Annotated in this window: 15 protein-coding genes; 12 read left to right on the forward strand and 3 right to left on the reverse strand. The window is 60.3% G+C overall.

Translation table 11 applies throughout. From position 1 onward, the window contains the following. Window positions 1-147: 147 nt before the first annotated feature. Together HZ994_17350 and HZ994_17355 are read left to right on the forward strand one after the other, a co-directional pair. Complete coding sequence (locus tag HZ994_17350; protein ID QTN34009.1) at window positions 148-2,115, forward strand: DNA gyrase/topoisomerase IV subunit A; 1,968 nt, start codon at window positions 148-150, stop codon at window positions 2,113-2,115. Window positions 2,116-2,245: 130 nt separating this feature from the next. Further along, window positions 2,246-3,076, forward strand: a complete 831-nt coding sequence (locus tag HZ994_17355; protein ID QTN34010.1) for a GntR family transcriptional regulator — start codon at window positions 2,246-2,248, stop codon at window positions 3,074-3,076. A 47-nt stretch (window positions 3,077-3,123) separates the two neighbouring features. Here the strand turns inward: HZ994_17355 and HZ994_17360 are convergent, their stop codons facing one another. Together HZ994_17360 and HZ994_17365 are read right to left on the reverse strand one after the other, a co-directional pair. Next, window positions 3,124-5,697, reverse strand: coding sequence for a c-type cytochrome (locus tag HZ994_17360; protein ID QTN34011.1), 2,574 nt, complete (start codon window positions 5,695-5,697; stop codon window positions 3,124-3,126). A 3-nt stretch (window positions 5,698-5,700) separates the two neighbouring features. Further along, window positions 5,701-6,582 carry a sialate O-acetylesterase gene (locus tag HZ994_17365; GenBank protein QTN34433.1) on the reverse strand — a complete coding sequence of 294 codons (882 nt, stop codon included), beginning with the start codon at window positions 6,580-6,582 and terminating at the stop codon, window positions 5,701-5,703. Window positions 6,583-7,149: 567 nt separating this feature from the next. On the opposite strand from HZ994_17365, the gene HZ994_17370 reads away from it, so the two are divergent. Next, complete coding sequence (locus HZ994_17370; protein ID QTN34012.1) at window positions 7,150-7,380, forward strand: hypothetical protein; 231 nt, start codon at window positions 7,150-7,152, stop codon at window positions 7,378-7,380. A 28-nt stretch (window positions 7,381-7,408) separates the two neighbouring features. Here HZ994_17370 and dnaE read toward each other — a convergent pair whose 3' ends face one another. Further along, window positions 7,409-10,873 (reverse strand): DNA polymerase III subunit alpha, encoded by a 3,465-nt coding sequence (gene dnaE, locus HZ994_17375; GenBank protein ID QTN34013.1) that lies wholly within the window; start codon window positions 10,871-10,873, stop codon window positions 7,409-7,411. A 126-nt stretch (window positions 10,874-10,999) separates the two neighbouring features. Here dnaE and HZ994_17380 point away from each other — a divergent pair, with 126 nt between their 5' ends. The 9 genes from HZ994_17380 (at window position 11,000) to HZ994_17420 (ending at window position 18,037) form a co-directional block, all read left to right on the forward strand. After that, the gene (locus HZ994_17380; GenBank protein QTN34014.1) at window positions 11,000-11,815 is read left to right on the forward strand and encodes a tetratricopeptide repeat protein; all 816 of its coding nucleotides are present in this window, start codon (window positions 11,000-11,002) and stop codon (window positions 11,813-11,815) included. A gap of 237 nt (window positions 11,816-12,052) precedes the next feature. Then, a complete protein-coding gene (locus HZ994_17385) occupies window positions 12,053-12,421 on the forward strand; it encodes a polymer-forming cytoskeletal protein (protein ID QTN34434.1) in 369 nt (122 codons plus the stop codon). A gap of 58 nt (window positions 12,422-12,479) precedes the next feature. Further along, on the forward strand, window positions 12,480-13,289 hold the full coding sequence (locus HZ994_17390) for a polymer-forming cytoskeletal protein (GenBank protein QTN34015.1): 810 nt from the start codon (window positions 12,480-12,482) through the stop codon (window positions 13,287-13,289). A 48-nt stretch (window positions 13,290-13,337) separates the two neighbouring features. Then, entirely contained in the window at window positions 13,338-14,273 is a 936-nt protein-coding gene (gene nadA, locus HZ994_17395; GenBank protein QTN34016.1) for a quinolinate synthase NadA, read from the forward strand. A gap of 120 nt (window positions 14,274-14,393) precedes the next feature. Further along, window positions 14,394-14,978: a prepilin-type N-terminal cleavage/methylation domain-containing protein gene (locus HZ994_17400; protein QTN34017.1), complete on the forward strand. Its 585-nt coding sequence runs from the start codon at window positions 14,394-14,396 to the stop codon at window positions 14,976-14,978. Between the two features lie 66 nt (window positions 14,979-15,044). Continuing rightward, window positions 15,045-15,209, forward strand: a complete 165-nt coding sequence (locus tag HZ994_17405; GenBank protein QTN34018.1) for a hypothetical protein — start codon at window positions 15,045-15,047, stop codon at window positions 15,207-15,209. Between the two features lie 4 nt (window positions 15,210-15,213). Further along, the gene (locus tag HZ994_17410) at window positions 15,214-16,389 is read left to right on the forward strand and encodes an outer membrane protein transport protein (protein QTN34019.1); all 1,176 of its coding nucleotides are present in this window, start codon (window positions 15,214-15,216) and stop codon (window positions 16,387-16,389) included. Then, entirely contained in the window at window positions 16,371-17,195 is an 825-nt protein-coding gene (locus HZ994_17415) for an SDR family NAD(P)-dependent oxidoreductase (protein ID QTN34020.1), read from the forward strand. Before HZ994_17410 ends, HZ994_17415 begins: the two co-directional genes overlap by 19 nt. Next, window positions 17,192-18,037, forward strand: coding sequence for an SDR family NAD(P)-dependent oxidoreductase (locus HZ994_17420; GenBank protein ID QTN34021.1), 846 nt, complete (start codon window positions 17,192-17,194; stop codon window positions 18,035-18,037). Before HZ994_17415 ends, HZ994_17420 begins: the two co-directional genes overlap by 4 nt. Window positions 18,038-18,044: the final 7 nt, after the last annotated feature.

An 18,044-nucleotide genomic window follows, 5' to 3' on the forward strand; every position in this document is an offset into this window, starting at 1 on the left:
CCATCTAAGCGGACGGGATGCCATGCGGCAAGGATACCCGCCCGAAAGAGCGGATTTGCGCAGTCTTGGCGAATTTTCGCACTGCATCCCACATTCCGGTAACGCAGTGCTTGCACGGCGCGGGCATGTCCACTAGCACACTTGCACATGAGCAACGAACCGGACCAACACGCCTCCCTTGGGTCGATGTATTCCGATTATTTCCTCGATTACGCCAGCTACGTGATCCTGGAACGCGCCGTCCCACACCTTTACGACGGGCTGAAACCCGTGCAGCGCCGCATCCTCCATTCCACGGATGAGCTGGACGACGGGCGCTACAACAAGGTCGCGAACATCGTGGGAAACACGATGAAATACCACCCGCACGGCGACCAGTCCATCGGCGCGGCCATGGTGCAGCTCGGCCAGAAAGATCTTCTCATCGACTGCCAGGGGAACTGGGGAAACACCCTCACCGGTGACAACGCCGCCGCTCCCCGTTACATCGAGGCGCGGCTGACGAAGTTCGCACTGGAAGTCGTCTTCAATCCCAAGACCACCACTTGGCTGCCCTCCTACGACGGCCGGAACAAGGAGCCGCAGACGCTCCCCGTGAAATTTCCGCTCCTTCTCGCGCAGGGCGTGGAGGGCATCGCGGTCGGACTCGCCTGCAAGATCCTGCCGCACAATTTCAACGAACTCGTCACCGCCGCCATCGCGCACCTGCGGAAGGAGCCCTTCGAACTCGTTCCCGATTTCCCAACCGCCGGAATCATGGACGCCAGCGAATACCGCGACGGCCTCCGGGGCGGGAAAGTCCGCGTGCGCGCCCGCATCGAGATCGAGAAAAAAGGCATACTCCGCATCACCGAAATCCCCTTCGGCACGACCACCGGGAACCTGATGGACTCCATCGTCGCCGCTGCGGACAAGAACAAGATCAAGATCCAGAAGATCGAGGACAACACCGCCGCCCACGCGGACATCCTCGTCTATCTGCCTGCCGGTGCGGATGCGGAAAACACCCGCGATGCCCTCTACGCATTCACCGACTGCGAGCTCAGCATCTCGCCGAACGCCGCCGTCATCGTAGATGGCAAGCCGGCCTTCCTCGGCGTTTCCGAGATCCTCCGCCGCACCACCGACCTCACCAAGGATCTGCTCAGGCAGGAGCTCGAGATCCGTCTCGGCGAACTCGGCGACAAGTGGCACTTTTCCTCGCTTGAGAAAATTTTCATCGAAAATCGCATCTACCGCGACATCGAAGAGGCGGAAACCTGGGAGGCTGTCCTGAAAGCCATCGACGACGGCCTCAAGCCTTTCAAGAAACTCCTCAAGCGCGAAGTCAGCGAAGAGGATCTCGTCCGCCTCACCGAGATCCGCATCAAGCGCATTTCCAAATTCAACTCCTTCAAGGCCGACGAGGAGATCAAGGCCATCGAGGACGAGATTGCAGAGGTCGAGAAAAACCTCAAGCAGCTCACCCGCTACACGATCCGCTGGTACGAGCAGCTCGGGAAAAAGTATGGCAAAGACCGCCAGCGACTTACCGAGATTTCCAGCTTCGACCGCGTGGACCGCATGCAGGTCGTGGCCGCCACCGAGACGCTTTATCTCGATGCGAAGAACGGTTTCGCGGGCACCTCTCTGAAAAAGGAGGAGGCCTTGGAGAAATGCTCGATGCTCGACGATATCATCGTTTTCACGGCCGAGGGGAAAATGAAGGTCGTCAAGGTTGCCGACAAGTTTTTCGTCGGCCCGAGGCCGCTGAGGGTAGCGGTTTTCCGCAAGGACGAGGATCTGATCTACTCGATGATCTACCGCGACGGGAAGGACGGGAATGTGATGGCCAAGCGCTTCACTGTCGGCGGTGTCACGCGGGACAAGGAATACGAACTAACCAAAGGCACCAAGGGCAGCAAGGTGCTCTATTTCAAAGCCCACACCACCAACGAGGAAAGCTCCGCCCAGATGCTCATGATCCACATGAAGTCCGGACTCGGCCTGCGCAACCTCATCCGCCCGCTGCACTTCGCCGAATACGGCATCAAGGGTCGCGGCAGCCAGGGGAACATCGTCACCAAGCATCCTGTGGAGAAAATCCTCATCGCCCCCAAGGACTACACGCCTTAGGGTGAAGAGGTGTTCCAACGCAAAGCCGCGAAGATCGCCAAGGACGCAAAGCCAGCATGATGAAAAACTTCCACACCCCGGGCTTTGCGACCCTATGCGGCTCCGCGTTGAAATCTTCGTATCCCTTTCCATGATCAACATCGGCCAGCGCGCATCCCTCCGCATCATCCGCGAGCAGCCTTTCGGCCTCTTCCTCGATGCGGAGAACCTCGGGGAGATCCTGCTGCCGCGCCGGGAGATGCCCAAGGAATGGGCCATCGGTGGGCAGGTGGACGTATTCATCTACCTGGATTCCGAGGACAGGCTGGTCGCCACGCTCAAGAAACCCCGGGTCATTCCCGGTGAGTTCGCGAAGCTGACATGCATTGCCGTGACACCGGTCGGTGCTTTCCTGGACTGGGGTTTGCCCAAGGATCTGCTCGTTCCGTTCCGTGAGCAGAAGACCCGCATGGAGGTCGGGAAAAGCTACCTTGTGAAAGTGCTCGTCGATGAGGAGAGCCGCCGTATCGTCGCCACCACGCGCATCGCCCGCCACATCGACAGGACGCCCGCCGTTTACGAGGCCGGAGAAGAGGTCGGTCTGACGGTTTATGGGAAGACCCCGATGGGCTACAAGGCGATCATCAACGGTGCCCACACCGGACTGATCTTCGCCAACGAGGTGTTCCAGGAGCTCGCCCTCGGTGAGAAGCTGAAGGGCTGGATCGCCGCCGTCCGTGGTGATGGTAAAATCGACATCTCGCTCCAGCCGCCCGGGCGTGGTCGCGTGGATGACCTGGAGAAACAGATCATGGGCGAGCTCATCGCCCGCGGCGGTTTCTGGGCGCTCACCGATAAAAGCCCCGCGCACGAAATCTACGAGGAACTGGGTGTTTCCAAGCGCACTTTCAAGCAGACGCTCGGAGCGTTGCTGCGAAAGCGCCTCGTCACGCAGACGGAGACGGGGATACGGCTGAACTGAGCCTTGGCGACGTGGCGTGGGGAGCCATGGGGCAGGGCCTGGGAGGCTCATTCCTTCGTGAACGCGGCGTGCTCCGGATTTCCGCCGGAAATGAGGTAGGCCATGAGATCCATGAGCTCGTCCCTGTTCATGGTGAAGATCGTGCCGACCGGCATCATGGAAGTCTGGGAGAGTGAGACGCTTTTCACGTTTTCCATGGGGGCCTTGCTGAGTTCGCGGAAGTTGAAGGGGTTGGTCGCGACGGTGATTTCCGCATCGCTTCTGGAAATGATCCTGCCGTAGAGGGAGCCGCCGTCCTTGAGTTTCACATCGCTTGCCTGGTATTGTTCGGAGATGGATTGGCTGGGCTCGCAGATGGCTACGAGGATGTCCCGGATGGAGAAGCGGTTGGCGACGGAGCCGAGGTCGGGCCCGGAATATCCGCCGGTGCCTTCGAAGCGGTGGCAGGCGATGCAGCGGCCTGCGGCGAACATCGCCTTCCCGTTTGCGTAATCCCTGCCTGTGAGGTCTTTTTCGAAAAGCTTCATCGCGGAACCGACCGTCCAGATCACAGGCGGGCCCTTGGCGGCAGGGAGCTTGCCGAGATCGACTGCGGCGATGTCCCCGAGAAGGCCGGAGAGGGCGGCGGCGGCATCGGCCGGGAGATGGGTGATGGCATCCGAGCGGATCGCGTTGATGTAACCTGCGAAGCTTCTGCCGCCGTTTTTCCCGAGGCTATCGTTGAGCCATGAGAAGTAGAAACGGCGATCTTCCGACGTCCATCCGTTCTGCACCTGGCGCAGGCAATATGCGTAGTGGATGTTGCGGGTGTTGGGTGCGTTATCCATCATCTTGAGGATGGCCTCGCCGTATTGATGGCGCTCCAGCATGTTATTGTCGTACGCCGCGGCCTTGGTCTGGGTTGACTTCATCAGGGCGATGGTTTTCGCAACGACCTGCGGCGAGTCCAGATAGCACAGCACGCGGCAGAGTTCCGCGTTTTCGGTGTCATCCTGCGCCGGGTATTGGTGCTCCAGCTTTGCAATGACCGCAGCGGCTTGGGCGACTTCCGGCCTGCCCATGCGTATGAAGCAGAGGGAGTAGGCGCGGAGCAGTGCGAGGCGGTCTTCTGCGGCGAGAGCGGGGTAGGGGATGGCATTGAGTTTCCCGATGATGCGTGGGGAGAGCGAGGCCTCGCCGTGGCGGCAGAGGGCGATGGCGGAGTAGATGATGCTACGGGGATCGGTCTCCGAAAAAACCTTTTCCTGCCAGAGCGGGAGATCCTGATTCTCGATGGCGATCCTGGCGGCGTAGCGGATGGAGCGGTCGGCGTGTGAGAGCAAAGGCCATGTTTTTTCAATCGCCTTCTCTCCTCCTGCGTTGCTGCCATGGAAACGCTCTGACATCCGCCGCAGGTTTCTCTGTTCTTGGTTGCCGGCGAGTTGCCTCGGGGCGGCATCGTCTTTTTCCCCGGTGTGGCGGATGCGGTAGAGCTTGGAGGCGGTGTTCCGCCCTCCGGTGGTGAAATACATGCTCCCGTCCGGGCCGAAGCGCATGGCGGCGATGTTGAGCGGGGCTCCGTGGAGGAATTCCTTTTTCGTGCCGGTGTAGCTGGAGCCGCTTTCCTCCATCTCGATGGTATAGACCGTGCCGAAAGTCCAGTCGCAGACGAAGAGCTTGTCCCGGTATGAGGCAGGGAAATCCGAGTGGTGGCCAAACGCGATGCCGGTGGGCGAGCCGGGGCCGACGTTGATGACGGGGGCCATGCTGTCGGCGAAGTATTCCGGCCATTTCGCGGAGCCGCTGCGCCAGCCGAACTCGGAGCCCGGGGTGACATGGCAAACCCGGGTCGGGCGATACCACGGTGAGCCGATGTCGAACTCCAGGTCGGAATCGAAGGTGAAGAGTTCACCCTCGCGGTTGATAGCAAGGTCTACGGGGTTTCGGAAACCGGAGGAGATCATTTTCCAATCCTTCCCATCCGGCGAGATGCGGCAGACCCAGCCGCCGGGAGGAAGGATGCTCACGGCGTGACCCATGGGATCGGGCATGGGGGTGAGGAGAGAGTCGGTCTGCCATACGGGGGGCTGGAGGCTGGTGGTGCCCTCCGGTGTGCGGGTGTAGTTCCCGCTGACGAGATAGAGCGCCTTGCCGTCTTCGGAGACGATGACGGAGTGGGCGGAATGCTCGTAGCCGGGGTTGAGCGCCTTGAGCAGGGTGAACTCGTCGAACGTGTCATCCCCATCCGTATCGCGGATGCGGTAGAAACCCTTCATCGAGGACATGTAGAGGCTGTCGAAGGCGTAGAGGAAGCCAAGCGCGCCGCCGACGCGCCTCTGGCCCCACTCGATCGGGAGGTATGGGAAGCCTTTGAGGCTCTCCACTTTCACCGCGGAGCCCGCCACCCCTTCCTCGGGGAGGGTGACGCGGAAGACTCCCTTGTCATCCTGGTCGGAAACGATGAGACGGCCCTTGGGATCGAAGGCCATGGCGACCCATGATCCCTGCGAGGGAGGCACCTCATAAAGGAGCTCCGCATCGAAGCCCTGCCGCAGGGTGATGCGCGTGTCCGGATCGAGGTGATAGTCTCCGGCGGCTAGGAGGGAGATGGATGCGAGGTAAGGGAGCAGGCGGTGGGGCATGAATCATTTGGCGAGGAGTTCCACCATCAGCTTGCCCATCCCTTCCCCTACCTTCATGTAGGTGTCCGCATCGCCTCCGTAGTGACCTCCGCTGCCTCCCTTGGAGACAGGTTTCGAATAAAACACCGCCGCCTGATCCTTGAACTCCGGGAGAGCGGCGAAGTCGAACATCTTCTTGGAGAGAGTGGCGTCCATGTCGTGCTCCCCCAATGTGGCGCAAACGAACTTTGCGTTTGGTGCATTGAAGTCCTTTTTCAGGTCATTGAAGAGAAATGCCAGGTTCTTGTCGTAATTTTCGACGTTGCCCTTGCCTGCCTCGGCATTTCCCTGCCACCAGAAGAATCCGGCGACTTCGTAGCCGGTGGCACTGGGATAATAGGTGGCCAGGTCTTTCAGTGCCGTCTGCGCGGCACCCACGTCCTGATCATACTGGAGGCCTGCATACCAACCTCCGTTTTTTGTCTTGGCTTCTTCACTGACTTTCCGGTTCGAGCTCTCCGAGTCGCCTTGGTATGATCCACCCTTTGTTCCTGTGCCAACCGCACTGGGGGGCAACAGGTCCCAGCCCAAGGCACGGTTGCCCACACAGGATTTCAAGATCAGCACAGGCGCGTCAATGGCGTGCCCCACATAATTCCCTATCCCGATTTCCGGGCCGAATTTTCCGCTGCCGTTCCCATTTTCTGCGGTCAGCCAATCGTTGTATTTCAGTTGTGCCATGCAGAAAAACACATTTCGAACGTCTTTCCGAACGTTCCAGTTTCCTGCGTCATCGACGAGATACGGGTATTGGTCAGCGGCGCTCCCTTTGAGTTGACCTGCATTCCCGAAGCCGAGCATGTTCGACTGCCCCATGAGGATGAACACCTGCACGGGTTTGGACATGTCCGCATCCTTGCCATCGGGATCCGGGAGGACATCAGGGAGATCTGCGGAGACTTTGCTTTCCCCGGCAGCCTTGGGTGCGGCGGCGGCAAGGGCGGCCTTGCCCTCGGTCTTGAGCCATGCGATGTCGTCTGCGGAAAGCACATCCTGCTTGAAGCTCATATCGCCCCCGCCTGCCTTGGTGACGACAACCATGCTGGTGGCTTCGTCGTAGGATTTGAGCTCTCCCTCGAAGGTTTTGGAACCGTCCGCGCTCGTCCAGGTGCGCGCATGGGCGCCGGATAGGAGCAGTGCGCAAAGGGCGACTGAGAGGAAAGGTTGCTTGAATCCTGGTGTTTTCGGTTTCATATCGGGTCTGCTTACGTGTTTTTGCCATGCAGGGTAACGTAGGGGCGTTCGTTAATCTCGCAGAAAATCCGCAAATTTTCCGGCACGTGGATGGCGGGTTCCGGATTTTTATTGCCCATGGCAGCGGATGGCGGGTAAGGCGGTGCCCCGCACGGGCAACCCTGGCACCGAGCCGGGCGAGCCGACCCACGAAGGGCACATACAGGAAAGACCGATACCATGGCATTTACCCCAAGCAAAGACCACAAGCGCCTCGCGCGCGAGCAGAAGAAGATGGACAAGCGCCTCGCCCGCGAGGATGCGAAGGCGGAAAAGCTTGAGGCGGATCGTGCAGCGGAAGCGGCAGCCGCCGAGGCCGCCGAGAAGCGGGCGGAGGAGGAGCAACTCGCAAGGCTTGAGGCGGAATTCGAGGCCGAGCTCGAAGCGGAGCGCCAGGCAAAGGTGGCTTGATGGGGTGGCGTTGCGGAGAACGCGATGGCTAATCCATGAACCTATCGAGGGCGTTGAGCAGCTCCTCGCTTCGTTTCACGTGGTAGGTTTCCGAGGGCTTGATGGAAAGGCGTTTTCCGGCGGAGTTCTGGAAATGCATGATGACGGGGGTGGAGCCGGGGTGGCCGGTGAGGTGATAGCGGATTTCCTCCAGGTCTTTGGCGGTGTGGCGGTGGGTCCAGAGGAGTAGCTCCAGGGCGCCGCTTCCGGGGTTGGACTTCCGGTTTTTCAGCTCGTCGATGTTGCTGCCGGTGAGGCGGCGGCCGCCGGTGCGGTCGTCGAGCTGGATGGCGATTTTCAGCCGGATGATGTTGCCGGGGGCGAGGATGCCGGAATCGCGCGCGGGGATGAAGCTTTCGCTCCAGAGCATGATCTCGCAGGAACCCGTGAAGTCCTCGACGGTGAGTATGCCGAAGGGTTTGCCCGCCTTGGTCATGCGGGTCTCCAGCGAGCGTATCATGCCTGCGATGGGGTGGCGGGCGCGGGGGTCGTCCAGTTCGATCTCGTCGATGAGGCCGATGCGTTTGTATTTGTCGGAATCGAGGATGCCGCGGAATTTGTCGAGCGGATGGCCTGTGACGTAGAAACCTAAAAGCTCCTTCTCGTGGGCGAGGCGGTCGTCCTTGCTCCATTCCTCCACGGCATGGGCGGAAGGCGAAGCGGCCGAGGAAGGGGGAGGCGAGAAATCCATGGCATCGAAGAGCGATGACTGGCCGGAGGCCTTGTCGCGCTGGGTGGCGGAGGCCGAGGCGACGACCTGCTCAAGGCGCGAGAACATCGTGGCGCGGTTCTCGCCGGTCCAGTCGAGGGCGCCGGCCTTGACGAGGTTTTCCAGGATCCGCTTGTTGATGACCTTGGAGTCGAGGCGGGATGAGAAATCGTCGAGGGAGAGGTAGCTGCCGTTTGCGTCCCGCTCGCGGATCGCGGCGGCCATGGCGGCCTCGCCGACGTTCTTGATGGCCGCGAGGCCGTAGCGGATGGCGAGGGTGCCGGATTCGAGCTTTTCCGGCGCGAAGCGGAGCAGGGATTTGTTGAGGTTGGGAGGCAGGATCTGGATGTCCATGCGGTGGCACTCGGCGACAAAGACGGCGATCTTGTCGGTGTTGTTGATCTCGTTGGAAAGGAGGGCCGCCATGAACTCGACGGGGTGGTTCGCCTTCATGTAGGCGGTCCAGTAGGAGATGTGGCCGTAGCAGGCGGAGTGGGATTTGTTGAAGCCGTAGCCGGCGAACATCTCGATCTTGTCGAAGATCGCGCCCGCCATTTTCTCGCCGATGTTGTTGGTCTCCTTGCAGCCCTGGATGAAGCCCGCGCGTTCCTTGGCCATCTTCTCCTTGTCCTTCTTGCCCATGGCGCGGCGCAAGAGGTCGGCCTTGCCGAGGGAGTATCCGGCGAGGAGCTTGGCGGCGTTCTGCACCTGCTCCTGGTAGATCATGACGCCGTAGGTGTTGCCGCAAACCGTCTCTAACAGAGGGTGCTCGTACATCGCTTTCTTGCCCTTTTTGACATCGAGCATCTGGTCGATGAACTGCATGGCTCCGGGGCGATAGACGGCGATCAGGTCGATGATGTCGTCGATGCTGCGGATCTCGTATTTCTTGCAGGTCTCGACCATGCCGCCGGACTCGAGCTGGAACACGCCCATGGTCTCGCCGCGGTTGAGCATGCCGAAGGTCGCCTGGTCATCGAGAGGGACCTTCTCGATGTCGAAGTCCGGGATGTGCTTGCGGATGTGCCCTGCTGCGTCGTGGATGACCGTAAGGTTTTTCAGCCCCAGGAAATCCATTTTCAGGAGGCCGACCTCGGTGATGGCGCCCATGTCGTATTGGGTGACGACCTCGCCCTCGTTGCCGCGGGTGAGGGGGACGTGCTCATCGAGCGGGCGGTCTCCGATGACGACCCCTGCGGCATGGATGCCGACACTGCGGTTGATGCCTTCTAGCCGCAGTGCGTAGGACCAGAGTTCCTTGTAGGTGGATGAGGATTCGATGAGTTCGCGCAGTTCCTCCTTGGAGTCCCACTCGGACTGCAGGGTGGTGCCCGGTTTGGGCTCGATCATTTTCGCGATGCGATCCGCCTCGCCGTAGGAGATGCCCATCACGCGGGAGACGTCGCGGAGCACGGATTTCGCGCCCATGGTGCCGTAGGTGATGATGTGGGAGACGGATTTCTCGCCGTATTTTTCCCGGACATACTGGATGACCTCCGCGCGGCGGGACTGGCAGAAGTCGATATCGACGTCGGGCGGCGAGACGCGTTCCGGGTTGAGGAAACGCTCGAAAAGAAGGCCGAACTGGAGCGGGCAGATGTTGGTGATGCCCATCGCGTAGGAGGCGAGTGAGCCGGCCGCCGAGCCACGGCCGGGGCCGACGGGGATGTCGTTGTCGCGGGCCCACTGGATGAAGTCGGCGGTGATGAGGAAGTAGGATGCGAAGCCGAGGTGGTTGATGGTGTCGACCTCGTATTTCAGGCGCTCCTGGACTTCTGCGGAGTTGGCTTTCTCAGCGCCGTAGCGAGCAAGGACTCCCTCCTGGCAGATTTTCATGAGGTATTCCTCGCGGGGCGAGCCGTCCGGGGTGGGGAACTGCGGGTATTTCTCCGAGGAGGCGGAGTCGAGCTTGATGGTGACATTGCAGCGCTCCGCGATGCGCAGGGTGTTGTCGCAGGCGTCGGGAATGTCCTTGAAGATCTCGCGCATTTCCTCCGCCGTCTTGAAATGCACCTCCGGGGTGTATCGCATGCGGCCCTCATCGATCACCATGGAGCCGGTACCGATGCAGATCATCACATCATGGGCCTCGTGGTCGGTGCGGTTTAGGAAATGGACATCGTTGGCGGCGACGACGGGGAGATTGAGCTGCTTTGCAAGGGCGATGAGCTGCGGCATCACGGTGAGCTGGGCCTCAAGGCCATGGTTGTGCAGTTCCACGAAGGTGTTTTCCCGGCCGAAGATATCGCGGAGTTCGGTGAGGGTTTCGAGGGCCTTGTCGGTTTCGCCTTTCAGGAGCCACTCGTTGACCGGGCCGGAGATGCAGCCGGAGAGGCAGATGATGCCCTTGGAATGGGCGCGGAGGATGTCCCTGTCCACCCGGGGCTTGCCGTTGTACATGCCATCGAGATGGCCGATGGAGGTGAGTTTGGAGAGGTTTTCCCAGCCCTCGTTGGTCTCGGCGAGGAGGGTGAGATGAGTCGCGGACTTGCGGTTGGGGATCTTTTTTTTGTCCTGCGCTGAAAACGGGGCGAGGTAGATCTCGCAGCCGAGGATGGGTTTGACGCCTGCCTTGATGCATTTCTGATAGAAATCGATGGTGCCGTAGAGGTTGCCGTGGTCCGTCATGGCCACGGCCGGCATGCCCAGCTCCGCGGCGCGGGCGGCGAGTTCCTTGGTGCGGATCATGCCATCGAGGAGGGAGTAGGCGGTGTGCAGGTGGAGGTGGACGAAGGAATCTGACATGCTTGCGGAACGATTGAGGATAGGGGATGGGGGATTGTCGATGGAAGAAAGAAGAAGATGATTATGCGGTTGATTTTGCGTGGCGGGGTGGCTTGCATGGTCGTCCGCCCGAGGGCGGAAGATCCTATGTCCGAAAATAACACACTTGCATCAGCACCCGGCGGCCCCTTGGGCGAAATCTCACAGGCTCCCCCGGCGCTGGAGATATTCCTCGACAGGCATCAGGCGAAGGTGATCGCGCTGGCGCTGTTGCTGGCTATCGCCGCCATCGCCTACGTGGTTTACGACGGCATCCGTAAAAGCGGGGAGGAGTCCGCCGGGGCCTTGCTTTCGAAGGCGGAAGATCTCTCCGCACTCCAGGAAGTGGTGAAGAACCACGCGGGCACCGCGGCATCCTACAGCGCGAAGATCCTGCTTGCGGAAAAGCAGTGGGAGGACGGGCAGCAGGATGATGCGATCGCCACCCTGGAGGCTTTCGTGGCGGGGGATCCGTCCCATCCGGGAAGGCCCAGTGCACAGGCGAGCCTTGCCGCAAAGCTCCGTTCCCAAGGCAAGGAGGATGAGGCAGCTGATATTTTCCGAGACATCACCGAGGATGTGGCAGCGCGCCACCTCGCCCCATACGCATGGATTTCCCTGGGCGATATTGCCCTGGCGAAAGGCGACAAGGAGGCCGCTGCCGATGCCTACGGCGCGGTGGAGCGCGAGTTCCCCGAAAATCCCTTCACGCAGCAGGCTATCCAGCGACAGCTGCTTCTCAAGGCTGCCGCGCCGGTGCCGGTGGATGCGCCCATCGTGGTGCCGGATGTGAAAATCACCGATGAGGAAAACGATGCCGCTCCCGGAGATGTAAGCCCGGGCAATCTGCTCGATACCATCCAGGGAGGAGGCCTTGGGGGCGATTCCAACCCTCTGCTTCCCGAAGGGGAGAAGCCCGAATAAATCAGGCTAAATCGCATTGACAGCCCGCCGCGCCGCGCCGTAGCCTGCGGCGTGTTCAAGAAAGTCATAGGCCAAGAAACAAGCGACCCGCAAAAGCCATCGCTTACCACCCCGGAAGAGCGTGCGCCTCAGGCGGCGGCGCCTTCCCAAGCCCCTGCCAGGGAGTCGGGATATTCTGCCCCTGCGCCTGTTGCCAAGGCTCCTGCCGGGAACACGCGCAACGTCCTTTCCTCCGATGTGGAGATCAAGGGTGCCGTCAAGTTCCAGGATGATCTGATCGTTGATGGCAAGATCGAGGGCACCATCGAATCCACAGGCAATCTCACCGTCGGCGAGAATGCCAAGCTCAAGGCTGAGATCAAGACGGGAACCATCGTGATCTACGGGAAAGTCCATGGCAACATGACGGCCACGGACAGGGTTGAGCTGAAGTCCAGCGCGGAAGTCATCGGCGATATCAAGGCGAAAACGCTCACCATCGAGGCTGGCGCCATCTTCGTCGGGAAATCGACCGTTGGTACCCCTAGCCAACAGCCATCCTCCGCCCCGGACAACAAGTCCCAGGGTTCGCCGTCCTCAGAAAAGCCCGCAATTGCGGGTGGTTGATCCGTAGTGAAGTAGGAGGCCATCTCATTTCATCCACAACCGGGGAATCCGTGTTTCATTGAACCCGAGACACATCGAACTTGTCTGCCCGGGCTGCGACCATCACCAGATGGAGCCGTCCATGGTCATCTCCACCCAGTGCCGCTCCTGCGGACAGCACATGGACATACGTGACGGGAAACCCGTCGTCCGTCCGAAGCATGCAACCCGCCTGGCGAGTCCGGGCAATCCTCCGCTGCAGCACGGCTCCACAGGCTCCGCCAAGCAGCCCGAGCCAAAGACTGCCAAGCCACGCCAGCAAGGTTTCCTCAGGAAGATTTTCCGGCGTGAGCGCCCGCCGAGGATGGTGGATTGCTATCATTGCCAGCGCAATTTCGAGGTGGTGCGCGACGCACAGTCCAGCCAGTGCCCCAAGTGCGGCGGTTACATCAGCCTGAGGGATTATGAGATCGACCATGCATGGCGCCGCCGCATCCAGACGCGCGGCGATGTGAAGATCCTCAAGGAAGGCTCCATCATCGGGGTGAAAGTGCAGTGCCATGATCTCACTGTGCTGGGGATCCTAGCGGCTCCCGTCGATTGTTCCGGCGTGATCTGCATACGCAGCCACGGCAAGATCGTTGGCAACGTGACCTGCGGTGAGCTACGTGTTGAGCGCGGCGCAAAGGTAGAGTTCCAGGGGGATGTCCGTGCCGGAAAAGCCTACATCGATGGCGATGTGAAAGCGCAGCTCACCTGCACCGGGACGATCATCCTTGAGAAAAAGGCCCATCTCCAGGGGCTCGCCCGTGCCGGCGGCCTGGTGGTCAAGGCCGGGGCGAAGCACTCCGGACTCATGGAGGTCGTGAGGCCGCAGGTTGCCGGGTGATGGCCGATTGGCTCTTGCATCCTGTGCCCGGGCTGGCGAGATTCCGCCATGCAAACCGCCTTGGACCTCAAAGGGGAAATCCTGGAACTGAAACGCGCCCGCAACGCCGTCATCCTCGCCCACAACTACCAGACCGGTGACATCCAGGATGTCGCGGACTATGTCGGCGATTCCCTCGGCCTCGCGTATCAGGCGAAGTCCACCGATGCGGACGTGATCGTTTTCTGTGGCGTCCATTTCATGGCTGAGACCGCGAAGATCGTGAACCCTTCCAAGACCGTGATCCTCCCGGATGCGGATGCCGGCTGCTCGCTGGAGCAATCCTGCCCCGCGCACCAGCTGGAGGCCTTCCTTGCGGAGAACGCGGAGAAGAACTACTACGTCATCGCCTACATCAACTGCTCCGGCGGCGTGAAGGCGCTCTGCGATGTCATCTGCACCTCGGGCAACGCCGTGAAAATCGTCAACCAGGCGCCCGCCGACAGGCCTATCCTCTTCGTGCCGGATGAAAACCTCGGCGCTTGGGTGATGGAGCAAACGGGGCGGAAAATGGATCTTTGGAAAGGCAACTGCTACGTCCACGTCGAGTTCACCCGGGATTCCATCAACCGGATCAAGGCGGAGTATCCAGACGCCCTTGTCGTCGCCCACCCGGAGTGCACCCAGGCGGTGCGGCTGCTGGCGGACGAGGTTTGCTCCACGGAAAAGATGGTGCATTTCTGCAAAAACGCTCCGGTGAAAGATATCATCGTCGTGACCGAAAGCGGCATGCTCCATCGGCTCAGGCGGGAGTGCCCGGACAAGAACCTCATCCCGGGGCCGACCGACCGTTGTGCCTGTGCCGACTGCCGCTACATGAAAATGAACACCATGGAAAAGCTGCGCAACTGCCTGCGCGACCTCGCGCCGAGGGTGGAAATGGACGAAGCGACAAGGAAGCGCGCCGAACTGCCGCTGCTGCGCATGCTTGAGCAATCCAGGTGAACCCATCAATTTCATTGCAAATCATTCCGGCTAAGCTAAGGTAAATACCTTGTGAATGCCTAATTTCCGGAAAATCCGGTTGACGGATTCACCCTCTGCCATCTCAATCCATACACATTCATGAAAATCCCATCCAATCAATCCCCCAAAACGGGATTCACCCTCGTCGAGCTGCTGGTCGTCATCGCCATCATCGCAACCCTCGCCGCCGCCGCGTTTTCCATTGGCCCAGCCGCCATGAACAAGGCGAGGAAACTCTCCGCGCAGAATGCCGCCACTTCGGTGGCCACGGCGGTGAACCAATTCTACACGGAATACTCCGCGCTGCCGGATCCAGGCACGAACACTGCAGAGACCGAGTTCAGCACCACGGCTGGGAACGGGATCAAGCTGCTTGAGATTCTCGCAGGTCTCGACGACAGCGATCAGAACGCCCGCAAGATCCGATTTTTCAGCGGCAAGGAGGCCAAGAACCGCAAGGATGGCGTCGAATATTCAAGCGATGGCAAAGCCATAAGGGGCATGTATGACCCGTGGGGCAGGCCTTTCTACATCCGCATGGATTACGATTACGATGAGAGGCTCACCGTCAAGCCGGGAAGCACTCCCGCCGTGACGCTTAACGGAAGGAGGGTGGCCGTCTACAGCCTCGGGGTGCCCGAGGATAGCGATGCCAAGCCCAACACGATCGTAAAGACCTGGTGACCGGAATTTTCTCACCTAGCCTGAAATTCAGGTTTACTTAAGGATTTTTCCGGCTAGACTGTTGCCGTGAAAATTCTATTTGCCATCACCGCAGCCTTCACCCTGGTTTCCTGCAACACTTCCATTGGCATCTGGAGGGACACAAAGGCCGGATTCAACTGGACAAAAGAAAGGATCCAGGGCTCCGGGGGAGGGGGGCAGGATTATGAATACGGTGCGCCGGTGTATTGAATTCATGCTCCATCCCCTCAAAACCCATTGCCTTTCCTTGGCTTGCCTAGCCCCGGGCCTTGCCGCCGCAGCCGGCTACTATCTGCCCAACCAAGATGCTTTCGCCACGGCGCGCGGCAACGCTTTCGTTGCGACTGCGGATAGCCCGGCAGCCGTTTTCTACAATCCGGCGGGATTGACCCAACTGGAGTCGCCGCAAGCCCATGTGGGATTGTATTCCATCGTTCTGGGGAACCAGGCCGAAGTGGGGGGCATGAAGTCCGATGCGAAAACCGAGTTGCAGGCGGCTCCGCATGTTTTTTATTCCCGTCCGCTCAGTGACAGGCTGACATTCGGGTTCGGCCTGAACAGCCCCTTCGGCCTGGGCACCGACTGGGGTCGCAACACGAACTTCAGCCCGGTGGTCACGGAAGCGCGCCTGACATATCTCTCGACCACAGCCGCCGTCGCATACGAGGTGTCCGAGACATTTTCGGTCGGTGGCTCGATATCGGTGAACTATGCGGACCTGTTGCTGGAGCAGGGACTCGGCCCGCCCGGAAGTTTCCTCCGCTTCGAAGGCAGCGACATCGGACTTTCCGCTGCATTGGGCGTACGCTGGGAGCCACATGATCGTCACGCATTCGGGGCGATGTTATCCAGCGGCTCCACATTCGATCTCGATGGCAAGACGGTTTCGAGCATCCTTCCCGGGGACAATTCCTCGGAGTTCGAGTTCCTCACCCCGGCGAGGGCGGCCATCGGTTATTCATACCGCCCCGCGCCGGGCTGGAACATCGAGGCGAATGTCGAATGGCTGGACTGGGATTCCCTGGACAGCCTGAACCTGAGCTCCGCGTCCGTGGGCGGCAACCTCCCCGTAGCGTTCAACTGGAAATCGTCCTTCATTTACGAGATCGGGGCATCCTATACCACGGAGAGCGGGCACGTTTTTGCCGCCGGATATGATTTCAACATGAATGCACAGCCCGACCGGGATTTCACCCCGGGGGTATCCGATGCAGACCGCCATTGGTTCAATCTCGGTTACGGGCGCCGCCAGGAAGATTCGTTTTGGATGCTGGCCTACCAGTTCGGTTACTCGAACAGGACGGTTGATGGTGCCGCCAATCCGCTAGTGAACGGGAAGTACGAATCACGCCACAACGCGCTGGTGTTCACATGGCGGAAGGATTTCTGATGGAGAGGATCGTTGTCACAGGAGCGAGTTCCGGCATCGGGCGTGAGCTTTCCGTCCAGTTGGCTCAGCCGGGGCGGGAGTTTTGGCTCATCGGCCGCGATACTGTCCGTCTTGCTGAGGTTGCGGCGATTGTCCGTGGCAAGGGTGCGACGGCGGAGACCGTGGAACTCGACCTCGGTGACCTTGGCGCTGCAGGGGATTTCCTGAGCCGGAACTTCCCGGAATCGAAAGGCGTGGATTGGGTCTATCTTTGCGCAGCCATCACCGCATTCGGGGAGGTCAAGGACACCTTGATCGGCGACTGGGAGCGGCTCTACCGCCTTAACCTGCTCAGCCCAGTGCAACTGGCGAGGCATTTCTATGCGAACATGGCAGGGAAACGGCGGGGGCACATCGTGCTCATTTCTTCGCTCGCGGCATACGCCGGGTACCCGACAGCCACTGCGTATGCGACGATGAAAGCAGGTTTGCTGGGACTGTATCGCTCGCTGTACCACGAGGGGGCTAGCCACGGGATCAGGATCCACCATGTTTCACTGGGTTATGTGGGAACGGGCATCTACAAGTCGGCGATTTATCGGAACACCACGTATGAAAAGACCATGGAGGGCATCCGCAGGCTTGGGTTCGGCTTCCTGTCCGCCGAGGAAGCGGCAAGGAAAATCATTTCTGAGGCAGCGAAGGGCAAGTCCGAGTTTGCCGTGCCGGCGTATGCCACGGCGATGAAATGGGTTGCGCCGCGAATGCCTTTCCTGATCGGGATCATTCACCGCCGCATCATGAGGATATTCAGGCAACTGGCATGAAACCCACCGCATCCATGGAAAAAGCGTTCGGCGGAGCGACGGTTGTCCTCACGGGAGCTGCATCGGGGATAGGGCGCGGGCTCGCAAAGCTGCTATGCAGGAGCGGAGCGGTGATCCATGCATTGGATGTGGATGGCAAGGGCTTGGAAAGCCTCGTTGCGGAAGCGGAAGGAAGCGGAGAGATCCATGTCCGTCGCCTGGATGTGACGGATTATGTTTCCTACTCCAAGGCGGTGGAGGGAATCATTGCGCAATCCGGAGCGATCGACTTCCTGTTCAACAACGCCGGGGTGACACTGCTGGGCGAGGCGCAGAACATTCCCTTCGAGCGATGGAAATGGCTGCTGGACATCAATCTGATGGGTGCTGTCCATGGGACGCAGCTGGTCTATCCCGCCATGCTGGAGCGCGGATCCGGCTGCATTGTGAACACGGCATCGATCGCGGGATCGACCGGCTATGCCACGGCCGCCGCATATACCGCATCGAAGGCTGCGATCCTTGAGTTTTCGCGTTCCCTGAGGGCGGAGGTCGGGGCGAATGGGGTCAAGGTCTGTGTGGTTTGCCCGGGCTATGTCAACAGCGGGATCTTTGCCGAGGATCGGATCGTAGGGGTCAGCCGGGACGCCATGATCAAGGATCTGCCGGTGGCGATGATGAGTCCGGAGCGGGCTGCATGGCATTATCTCAAGGGGGTTTCCCTGCGCAAGGAGACGATCATATTCCCGTTTTCCGCACGGTTCCTGTGGTTCCTTTCCTGTTGGTTTCCCGGGATGCTGCTCCCTTTCCAACGGCGCTTCATGCGTGTGTTCCAGGGTGGCGGAGGGAAAGGCGTGTCATGAGGCGTGC

This window comes from Akkermansiaceae bacterium (genome assembly GCA_017798145.1).
Classification (GTDB): domain Bacteria; phylum Verrucomicrobiota; class Verrucomicrobiia; order Verrucomicrobiales; family Akkermansiaceae; genus Luteolibacter.